At 69.4% G+C, this 9,122-nt stretch carries 10 protein-coding genes and 2 tRNA genes; 7 read left to right on the forward strand and 5 right to left on the reverse strand.

The features are described 5' to 3' along the window. The first annotated feature begins 63 nt into the window (after nucleotides 1-63). From VJN29_RS01255 to trmB, 4 genes are all read left to right on the forward strand, one after another. The gene (locus tag VJN29_RS01255) at nucleotides 64-675 is read left to right on the forward strand and encodes a DsbA family protein (RefSeq protein WP_324141593.1); all 612 of its coding nucleotides are present in this window, start codon (nucleotides 64-66) and stop codon (nucleotides 673-675) included. Nucleotides 676-705: 30 nt separating this feature from the next. Then, nucleotides 706-1,185 (forward strand): ribose-5-phosphate isomerase, encoded by a 480-nt coding sequence (locus tag VJN29_RS01260; RefSeq protein WP_324141595.1) that lies wholly within the window; start codon nucleotides 706-708, stop codon nucleotides 1,183-1,185. A 68-nt stretch (nucleotides 1,186-1,253) separates the two neighbouring features. Beyond that, entirely contained in the window at nucleotides 1,254-2,369 is a 1,116-nt protein-coding gene (locus tag VJN29_RS01265) for a PP2C family protein-serine/threonine phosphatase (protein WP_324141597.1), read from the forward strand. Nucleotides 2,370-2,466: 97 nt separating this feature from the next. Continuing rightward, nucleotides 2,467-3,198 carry a tRNA (guanosine(46)-N7)-methyltransferase TrmB gene (trmB, locus tag VJN29_RS01270; protein ID WP_324141599.1) on the forward strand — a complete coding sequence of 244 codons (732 nt, stop codon included), beginning with the start codon at nucleotides 2,467-2,469 and terminating at the stop codon, nucleotides 3,196-3,198. 17 nt (nucleotides 3,199-3,215) lie between these two features. Here the strand turns inward: trmB and VJN29_RS01275 are convergent, their stop codons facing one another. The 4 genes from VJN29_RS01275 to VJN29_RS01290 all read right to left on the reverse strand — a co-directional run bounded on the left by VJN29_RS01275 (nucleotide 3,216) and on the right by VJN29_RS01290 (nucleotide 6,080). Next, nucleotides 3,216-3,893 carry a 3-oxoacid CoA-transferase subunit B gene (locus VJN29_RS01275; RefSeq protein ID WP_324141601.1) on the reverse strand — a complete coding sequence of 226 codons (678 nt, stop codon included), beginning with the start codon at nucleotides 3,891-3,893 and terminating at the stop codon, nucleotides 3,216-3,218. Next, on the reverse strand, nucleotides 3,890-4,582 hold the full coding sequence (locus tag VJN29_RS01280) for a 3-oxoacid CoA-transferase subunit A (RefSeq protein WP_324141603.1): 693 nt from the start codon (nucleotides 4,580-4,582) through the stop codon (nucleotides 3,890-3,892). Before VJN29_RS01280 ends, VJN29_RS01275 begins: the two co-directional genes overlap by 4 nt. 66 nt (nucleotides 4,583-4,648) lie before the next feature. Beyond that, nucleotides 4,649-5,854 (reverse strand): thiolase family protein, encoded by a 1,206-nt coding sequence (locus VJN29_RS01285; protein ID WP_324141605.1) that lies wholly within the window; start codon nucleotides 5,852-5,854, stop codon nucleotides 4,649-4,651. 152 nt (nucleotides 5,855-6,006) lie between these two features. Continuing rightward, nucleotides 6,007-6,080 (reverse strand) — tRNA-Pro (locus VJN29_RS01290). A gap of 107 nt (nucleotides 6,081-6,187) precedes the next feature. On the opposite strand from VJN29_RS01290, the gene VJN29_RS01295 reads away from it, so the two are divergent. Beyond that, nucleotides 6,188-6,261, forward strand: a tRNA-Gly gene (locus VJN29_RS01295). Between the two features lie 42 nt (nucleotides 6,262-6,303). Further along, nucleotides 6,304-6,600, forward strand: a complete 297-nt coding sequence (locus VJN29_RS01300) for a DUF2087 domain-containing protein (RefSeq protein ID WP_324141607.1) — start codon at nucleotides 6,304-6,306, stop codon at nucleotides 6,598-6,600. A gap of 45 nt (nucleotides 6,601-6,645) precedes the next feature. Here the strand turns inward: VJN29_RS01300 and VJN29_RS01305 are convergent, their stop codons facing one another. Next, the gene (locus tag VJN29_RS01305) at nucleotides 6,646-7,185 is read right to left on the reverse strand and encodes a hypothetical protein (protein ID WP_324141609.1); all 540 of its coding nucleotides are present in this window, start codon (nucleotides 7,183-7,185) and stop codon (nucleotides 6,646-6,648) included. Nucleotides 7,186-7,320: 135 nt separating this feature from the next. Here VJN29_RS01305 and tig point away from each other — a divergent pair, with 135 nt between their 5' ends. Beyond that, complete coding sequence (tig, locus tag VJN29_RS01310; protein ID WP_324141611.1) at nucleotides 7,321-8,739, forward strand: trigger factor; 1,419 nt, start codon at nucleotides 7,321-7,323, stop codon at nucleotides 8,737-8,739. Nucleotides 8,740-9,122: the final 383 nt, after the last annotated feature.

The raw sequence follows: 9,122 nt of genomic DNA on the forward strand, positions 1-9,122 counted from the left end.
GGCTGGATCGGCCACTGCCCACCGACCGACGGGAGGTGCCGATCTGAGTGCGAGGATGATGCCATGGTGACCGAGCGCAAGCACGTGGAGATGTGGTTCGACCCGATCTGTCCGTGGGCATGGATGACGTCTCGGTGGCTCATGGAGGTCGAGCACCTGCGCGACATCGAGGTCACGTGGTCGGTGATGAGCCTGGCCGTCCTCAACGAGCACCGGGATCTCGACGCCGCGTACCGCTCCCTCTTGGACAACGCCTGGGGTCCCGTGCGCACGATCATCGCGGCTGCCGAGGAGCACGGCCCGGGCGTCGTCAAACCGCTCTACGACGCGATGGGGACTCGGATCCATCTCGGCAAGCTCAAGGACTTCGACCAGGTCATCCGGGAGTCCCTTGCCGAGGTGGGGCTGCCCGAGCGACACGCCGCCGCAGCGCACCACAAGACGCACGATGCGGCCCTGCGACGCAGCCACAAGAGGGGGATCAGCCTCGTCGGCACGGACGTGGGCACGCCGATCATCTCCGTCGAGGGCGTCGCCTTCTTCGGGCCGGTCGTGACTCCTTCCCCCAGGGGCGAGGACGCCGCACGCCTCTGGGACGGGTGCGTGCTCGTCGCCGGCACGCCGGGGTTCTACGAGCTGAAGCGGACCCGGACCCAGGGCCCTATTCTCACCTGACGCACGCTTCCTCACTGAACCAGGACGTACATGCGCATCCACATCGGCGGCGACCATGCCGCCTACGAGCTGCAGCAGACCCTCATCGCGCATCTCGAGGGCGCCGGCCACGAGGTCGTCAACCACGGCCCGTTCCGCTATGACGAGCAGGACGACTATCCCGCGTTCGTGCTGCGTGCCGCGGAGGCCGTGGCGGCCGAATCCGGTTCTCGTGGAGTGGTGCTCGGCGGCTCCGGGAACGGTGAACAGATGGCGGCGAACAAGGTCCGCGGCATTCGCGCCGCCCTGTGCGCATCGTCCGAGCTTGCCGCCCTCGCCCGACAGCACAACGACGCGCAGGTCGTCTCCATCGGGGCACGGTTCACGAGCCAGGAGGAGGCCAACCGGATCGTCGATACCTTCTTGGCCACAGAATTTTCGGATGCGGAGCGGCACCGTCGCCGCGTGGGTATGGTTTCGGCGTACGAGAGCGAGCAGACCCTCCCCGCGCTGCCCGACCGGACCGACTGAACGACCAACTGAAACGACGAGGATCGCTGCCCGCCCTCCAGGCCCCTTCGATCCATGGATGGAGGCCCGTGGCCCTCAACGAGAGCTACGCCTCTCAACGCCCCGCCATCGCCACTGGCACGATCCGCCGCGCCCGCATGCTCGTGCCCTGGATGTCGCGCGAGCCCTGGCTTCTCGTCGTCGCTCTCATCCTGACCGGGCTGGGGGCCGGCTGGGCCATCGCGACGTGGCCCGAACACACGCCCTGGGGGATCTTCGCGCTGCTCGTCGTCATCGCTGGGCTCTTCCTCGAGCCCGGGCACCTCGTCGTCGTCTACATCGCACTGTTCACCACGTTGGCGGTGGTCGGCGCGGCGCTGGGGGACCGGAAGGGAGCGACCTTCGGCACCGAGGTCGTCACGCTGGCGATCATGCTGCTGATGATCTGGCTCGCGCATGCTCGCGCCCAGGTCGGCGTGGTGGGCGTGAGCGGCGAGTCGATGCTCGTCGACATGCGTGACCGCCTGAAGGCCCAGGGGGAGCTGCCCGAGCTGCCTCCGGACTGGTCGGCGGAGCTGGCGTTGGAGTCGGCGTACGGTGACAGCTTCGCCGGTGACTTCGTCGTCGCTGGCCGTTCCACCGACGGCAGGATGCTCGAGATCGCCCTCGTCGACGTCTCCGGCAAGGGGCGTCAGGCCGGCACCCGCTCGTTGCTGCTCTCCGGCGCCCTTGGCGGGCTGCTCGGCGAGATGAGCGAGGACGGCTTCCTCAACGCGGCCAACAACCATCTGCTCCGGCTCCGGTGGTCCGAGGGCTTCGCCACCGCGGTCCATGTCGCCATCAACCTCGACAGCGGTGACTTCTCGATCGGCTACGCCGGGCACCCGGCCGCGGCCCAGTTCGCTGCGGGCTCGGGTCGGTGGCGGATGCTCTCCGGTGGGCGCGGCCCGCTCCTCGGGGTCGTCGAGAGCGCCGACTACCCGCGCGAGACCGGAACCGTTCGACGGGGCGACGCCCTGGTCCTCTACAGCGATGGCGTCATCGAAGCGCGTGACAAGGCCCTCATCGACGGGATCGACCGGATGCTGGGACGCGCCGAGTCCTTCGTCACCACGGGGTTCGAGGGTCTGGCCCAACGCCTCTGCGACCACGCGCTCGCCGGGCACGCAGACGACCGCGCAGTCGTGACGATCTGGCGACGCTGACCGGCGGCTGGAGCGCGCTGGGAGGGCACGCCGTTGCGAGGGTCGGCAGCGAGTGGGGACAAGACAGCCGGTCGGGCCACGTCACTACGATGCCGGGGTGAACGAACCCGCCCACCAGCGCGATCTCGCCGGGGCGCGCCGCGAGCCCCACGACGTGCCCGACCTGCCTGAAGGGGTGACGCCGGCTCGGGTCCGCAGCTTCGTCAGGCGTGGGCGACTTTCCGCCCTCACGCTCGACCGACTCGAGCGGCTCGGTCCGGCGCGTGCCTTGCCGGCCGGCCGATTCGATCCGGAGCGCGCGTTCGGGCGCGTCGCGCCGGTCGTGCTGGAGATCGGCTGTGGCCATGGCCACGCCGCCATCGCGTATGCCGCACAGTTCCCTTCCTGGGACGTGCTGGCCATGGACGTGCACAGTCCGGGCCTGGCCCGGATGCTCGCGTCCGCGGCCGAGGCCGGAGTGCCGAACCTTCTTGTCGAGCAGGGGGACGCCGTCGTCTTCCTCGAGGAGCGGGTCGCCGACCGGACCTTCGACGCGATCCACCTCTTCTTCCCTGACCCGTGGCGCAAGAAGAAGCACACGAAACGCAGGTTCGTCTCGCCCACGAACCTCGACCTGCTCGCCCGCGTCCTGAAACCCGGCGGTCACGTCCTCATCGCCACCGACCAGGGCTTCTACGCCGAGCACGTTCTCGTGGAGGCTGCCCGGCACCCGCGGTTTCGCGTGAGCCGGGTCGCGCGTCCGCCGTGGCGCCCCCAGGCCGGCTTCGAGGCCAAGGGCAGGGCGGTGGGCCGGGAGATCCACGAGCTGCGCCTCGACCTCGTCGAGTGAGCAGTGCGTGGTGCAGCTCAGCCCCGGGCCAACGGCACGGGCACGATGGCCCCGAGCTGCTCGAACGACATCCCGTGGGTCTCGCGGACGAGGACGCCTTCGGGACGGATGAGGAACACCGCGACGTCGGTGTAGACCCGGGTGACGCAGCCGATCCCCGTCAGCGGATAGGTGCACGTCTCGACGAGCTTGCTCTCGCCGTCGCGCGTCAGGAGGCTCATCATGACGTACGTCTCCTTGGCGCCCAGGGCCAGGTCCATGGCCCCCCCGACGGCCGGGATGTCGCCCGGATCGCCGGTGTGCCAGTTGGCCAGGTCGCCGTTGGCGCCCACCTGGTAGGCGCCGAGGACGCAGATGTCCAGGTGCCCGCCGCGCATCATCGCGAAGGAGTCGGCGTGGTGGAAGTAGGAGGCCCCAGGCAGCTCGGTGACGGGGATCTTGCCGGCGTTGACCAGGTCGAGGTCGACGTCGTCACCGTGAGCCGCGGGGCCCATGCCGAGCATGCCGTTCTCCGTGTGCAACGTGACGCGCTGCTCGGGTGACAGGTGGTCCGCGACCAGCGTGGGCTGGCCGATGCCGAGGTTGACGTAGGCGCCGGTCGGGATGTCGGCGGCCACGAGCGCGGCGAGCGCGTGCTTGCCGAGCCGGCCGGTCCCCCCACTGGACGTGTGCGTCGGGTTCGTCCTGGTACTCACTGGCCCTCCTCCGGTGGCGGGGTCGCCTCGGTCGGGACGACGAGGACGCGGTCGACGTAGATGCCCGGGGTCACGACGACCTCGGGGTCGATGCCGCCGACCGGGACGAGCTCGTGCACCTGGACGATCGTCGTCGTCGCGGCGGCGGCCATGATCGGGCCGAAGTTCCGGGCGGTCTTGCGGTAGGTGAGGTTCCCGACCTCGTCGGCTCGGTGCGCCTTGACGAGCGCGTAGTCGCCGCGGATCGGGTACTCGAGGACGAAGTGGCGCCCGTCGATCTCGCGAACCTCCCGTCCCTCGGCCAGCTGCGTTCCATAGCCGGTCGGGGTGAAGAAGGCGCCGATCCCCGCGCCGGCCGCGCGAATCCGCTCCGCGAGGTTGCCCTGCGGGACGAGCTCGAGCTCGATCTCGCCGGCGCGGTACCTCGCGTCGAAGTAGTGGCTGTCGTGCTGCCTCGGGAAGGAACAGATGATCTTGCGCACGCGGCCTGCCGCGATGAGTGCCGCCAGCCCGGACTCACCGTTGCCGGCGTTGTTGTTGACCACGGTGAGATCGGTGGCGCCGCCGTCCACGAGGGCCTCGATGAGCTCGACGGGCTGACCAGCCGTGCCGAAGCCGCCGATCAGGACGGTGGCACCGTCGGGGACGTCCGCAACCGCCTCCCTGGCGCTGTCAGAGACACTGAGCATGTGGGTTTCCTTCCCCGTCAAGCATGTTGCGTATGCCGCTGAGCTTGCGCCCGCGGTCGGGCTCACTCACCGTGACGAGACGTTCTCGAGCACGACCGCGAGGCCCTGACCCACGCCGATGCAGATGCAGGCGACACCCCATCGCTCCCCGGTGCGCTGCAGGTCGCGGGTGAGCGTGCCGAGGATCCGCCCACCGGAGGCGCCGAGGGGGTGCCCGATGGCGATCGCCCCACCATGCCGGTTGACGATCTCCGGGTCGATCGCCCAGGCGTCGATGCACGCCAGCGACTGGGCCGCGAAGGCCTCGTTCAGCTCGACCGCCGACACGTCCTCCCACGTGATGCCGGCCCGGGACAGCGCCCGGTTGGCTGCCTCGACCGGCGCGTAGCCGAAGAACTGCGGCTCGTTCGCGCTCGCCCCGCGACCCGCGATCCGCGCGATCGGGTCCAGGCCGAGCTCGCGCTGGGCCCGCTCGCTGCCGAGCAGCACCGCCGAGGCGCCGTCGTTGAGCGGTGACGCGTTGCCCGCGGTCACCGTGCCGCCCTCCTTGCGGAAGGATGTCCTGAGGCCGGCCAACCGCTCCACCGTCGTGTCGGGCCGGATGGACTCGTCACGCGAGAGCTCCACACCGGGCACCGCGACGACCAGGTCGTCGTAGAACCCGTCGGACCACGCCTGGTCGGCCAGACGGTGGGACCGCTCCGCGAAGGCGTCCTGACGGTCCCGGGTGATGGCGTACTTCTCCCGGAGCTGCTCGGTCGCCTCGCCGAGCGACACCGTCCACTCGGCCGGCATCGCGGGGTTCACCAAGCGCCACCCGAGCGTCGTCGAGGCGAGACTCAGGTTGCCTGCCGGGTACGGTTTCTCGGTCTTGGGCAGCACCCAGGGCGCCCGGGTCATCGACTCGACCCCACCGGTGAGCACCACGTCGGCGTCACCGGTCTCGATGGACCGCGACGCGACCATGGCTGCGTCCAGGCTCGAGCCACACAGCCGGTTGACGGTCGAGCCCGGCACGCTCGTCGGAAGGCCTGCGAGGAGGGCCGCCATCCTCGCGACGTTGCGGTTCTCCTCGCCGGCACCGTTGGCGTTGCCGAGGACCACCTCGTCCACGTGCTCCGCGGCGCCGTCACCGGCGAGCCCGGGGGCACGCTCGACGATCCGCTGCACGACGAGGGCTGCGAGGTCGTCCGGGCGGGCACCGGCCAAGGCACCGCCGAACCGGCCGAACGGCGTCCGAACGGCGTCGTAGACAAAGGCGTGGCTCGGCATGCGAATGTCCTCCAAGTGACCGGTATGCGCACTAGCGTGCGCAATACGAACACGGCCGAGTGTAGACCATCGGTCGCTGCACCTGAACGAGAACAGCCGGACCCACGACTCGTGGGTCCGGCTGTATTCCGATGTCTTGAGACATCACACGGTCGGGGCAACAGGATTTGAACCTGCGACCTTCCGCTCCCAAAGCGGACGCGCTACCAAGCTGCGCCATGCCCCGTCGCGCCCAGTGGACACGATGAGACCCGCGGGTGCGGGTCGATTCGTGGAGACCGGACGCGAACCAGTAGGCTAGCGCCTCGGATCGCCGGACCAACCAGCGGCCCTGCGGGCGTAGCTCAATGGTAGAGCCTCAGTCTTCCAAACTGATTACGCGAGTTCGATTCTCGTCGCCCGCTCCAAATTGGCTTGGGCACGGTCGGCCTCGCGCCTACGGTGGTGGCGTGAACCGACCTTCCCTCCCCACCGCCCTGCAGGACAGGGACGCGGTGCTCCGCGCGTTCCTCGCACCCGACGGTTCGCTCACCGACATCCCGACGCGGCTGCACAAGCGCCTGGTCGTCCTCGACCACCTCGCGCAGGAGTTCGAGCCGGGGGAGAAGTACGACGAGACGGCCGTCAACACCCGGCTGCGCGTCTTCCATCCCGACGTTGCGGCGCTGCGCCGCTACCTCGTGGACGAGGGCTTCCTCGACCGGGCCGACGGACTGTACTGGCGCTCGGGAGGCTCGGTCAGCTGACCCAGCACAGCGGCATACGGCCAATGGGGTTGTATGCCGCCGTGCTCACTCGGCACGGAAGCCGAGGGTCTCGCTGAGGAAGCTCTCGGCGCCCTCCGCCTCCAGGCCCTTCTCGACCGCGGCGGCGGCCCGCGGCGACGGCCAGGCGTGCCACCAGAACAGCGCCGCGGAAACGGGGAGGGCCACGAGCAGCGGCAGCCAGGAGTGCGGGGTCACGACGAAGGATGCGGCGAACGCGACGAGCACCGGCATCTCGGCGACGGCGGAGCGCAGGACCGTGGTCGACCCGAAGTAGTGCAGGCTCGTCCGGGCGGCGTTCTCGCGCGGGAGGCCCGTGGGAAGGGACGGGACCGAGTAGCCGAAGACCACGATGACCCCGGTCGCCGCGACGACCGATGCGAGGACGATGCCGACGGCCAGCCACGAGGGCGGAACCGGTTCCGGGTCGACGAGGATCCGCGTCGCCGTGATCATCAGGGCGCCCATGCCGATCGCGACACTGAGCAGCTGGAGCGGTCGAAGTGCGGCGAGCCCGTCGGCAACGGCATTGTCGTCGGGAGTGGGTGACGGACGCGGCGAGGACATGGGCCGAGCATAGGAGGAGCGCATTTAGTGCGGGGACGCGTCGGCCTATAGCATGGTGCGTCGGTGCGCCCAGCGGGCGTGAGCCGTTGCCTCATCCCCAATTCCACGTTCCACAGCCCCCTTGGAGTACCCGCAGTGAAGAGTGCGCTCGAGACCCTCAGCCCGACCCGGGTCAAGTTGACCGTCGAGGTCCCGTTCGAGGAGCTCAAGCCGAGCCTCGATGCGGCCATCAAGCACATTGGTGAGCACATCCAGGTGCCGGGCTTCCGCCGAGGCAAGGTCCCGGCCCGGATCATCGAGCAGCGCGTCGGTCGTGCCGCCGTGCTCGAGGAGGCCGTCAACAACGCGCTGCCGGAGCTCTACGGCAAGGCCCTCGAGGAGAACTCCGTCCGTCCGCTCGGCCAGCCCGAGATCACCGACCTCAAGGTGCCGGCGACCGATGGCGAGGACTTCACCTTCATCGCGGAGGTTGACCGGCGCCCCGACATCGAGCTGCCCGACTTCTCGGACCTCGAGCTGACCGTCGACGAGGCGACCGTCTCCGACGACGACGTGGAGGAGCGCCTCGACGCGCTGCGCGCCCGCTTCGGCACCCTCAAGGGCGTCGAGCGGCCCGTCCAGGACGGTGACTTCGTGTCCATCGACCTGTCGGCCGACGTGGACGGCGAGGAGGTCGACGCGGTCAAGGGTGTGTCCTACGAGGTGGGCAGCAACAACATGCTCGAGGGAATGGACGAGGCCCTCATCGGCATGCAGGCCGACGAGACGAAGACGTTCACCGCACCGCTCGCCGGAGGCGACCGTGAGGGCCAGGACGCCAACTGCACGGTCACCGTACTGTCGGTCAAGGAGCGTGAGCTTCCGGAGCTCGACGACGAGTTCGCCCAGCTCGCCTCGGAGTTCGACACGCTCGAGGAGCTGAAGGCCGACCTCACCGAGAAGGCCGGGACGGAGGCCAAGTTCGCGCAGGGTGTGGCCGCCCGCGACAAGCTGCTCGAGGTCATCCTCGAGCGGGTCGAGGTTCCGGTGCCCGAGGGCGTCATCGAGGCCGAGGTGCACTCCCACCTCGAGGGCGAGGGACGGCTCGAGGACGACGAGCACCGCGCCGAGGTCGACGAGAACACCCGCAAGGGCCTCAAGACGCAGCTCCTGCTCGACGCGATCGCCGAGAAGGAGGAGGTGCAGGTCCAGCAGGCCGAGCTCATCGAGTTCCTCGTCATGAACGCCCAGCAGTACGGCATGGACCCGAACGCCTTCGCCCAGTCGCTCGACCAGGAGGGCCAGATCCCGACCATGGTCGCAGAGGTCGCCCGCCGCAAGGCGCTTGCGTCGGTGCTCGAGAAGGTGTCCGTCAAGGACACGGCGGGCAATGTCATCGACCTCAACGAGGCGATGCCGGGCACCGAGGTAGACCTCGAGGACGACGAGGAGCAGGCATCTGCCGAGTCGCCTGACTCCCCGGACTCGCCTGACTCCCCGGACTCGGCGGACTCCCCGGACTCGGCTGACTCCCCGGACTCGGCTGACTCGGAGGGCGAGAAGGCCCAGGCCTGACAACTGGCTGTTTCCACGTGGCCCCCGACCGGACATCCGGTCGGGGGCCACGTGCGTCTGGGCATTGCCCTGCAACAGCCGATCCTGCGGGACGGCGTGGGTCTACCGCACCCCGGACGTTCGTTTGACAGGTTGTAAAGCGAGGGGACAACATGTCAGTCAGGACGACGCGCGTGACGGCCACGACGACGTGACGCTGACGAAAGGCTGCCATGACGGACACAACGAGCGCCGGTGGTGCGACCATCAACACTGTCCTGGGTCCGGTCCCCGCTCGTGACCTGGGCGTCGTCGCGGTGCACGAGGCATTGCTGTCGGTGGTCCCGGGAGCCGAGCACGCGTTCGACGTCACGATGGATCGCGCGGAGATCTTCGAGACGCTG

This window comes from Intrasporangium sp. (assembly GCF_035280925.1).
Taxonomy (GTDB): Bacteria; Actinomycetota; Actinomycetes; order Actinomycetales; family Dermatophilaceae; genus Intrasporangium.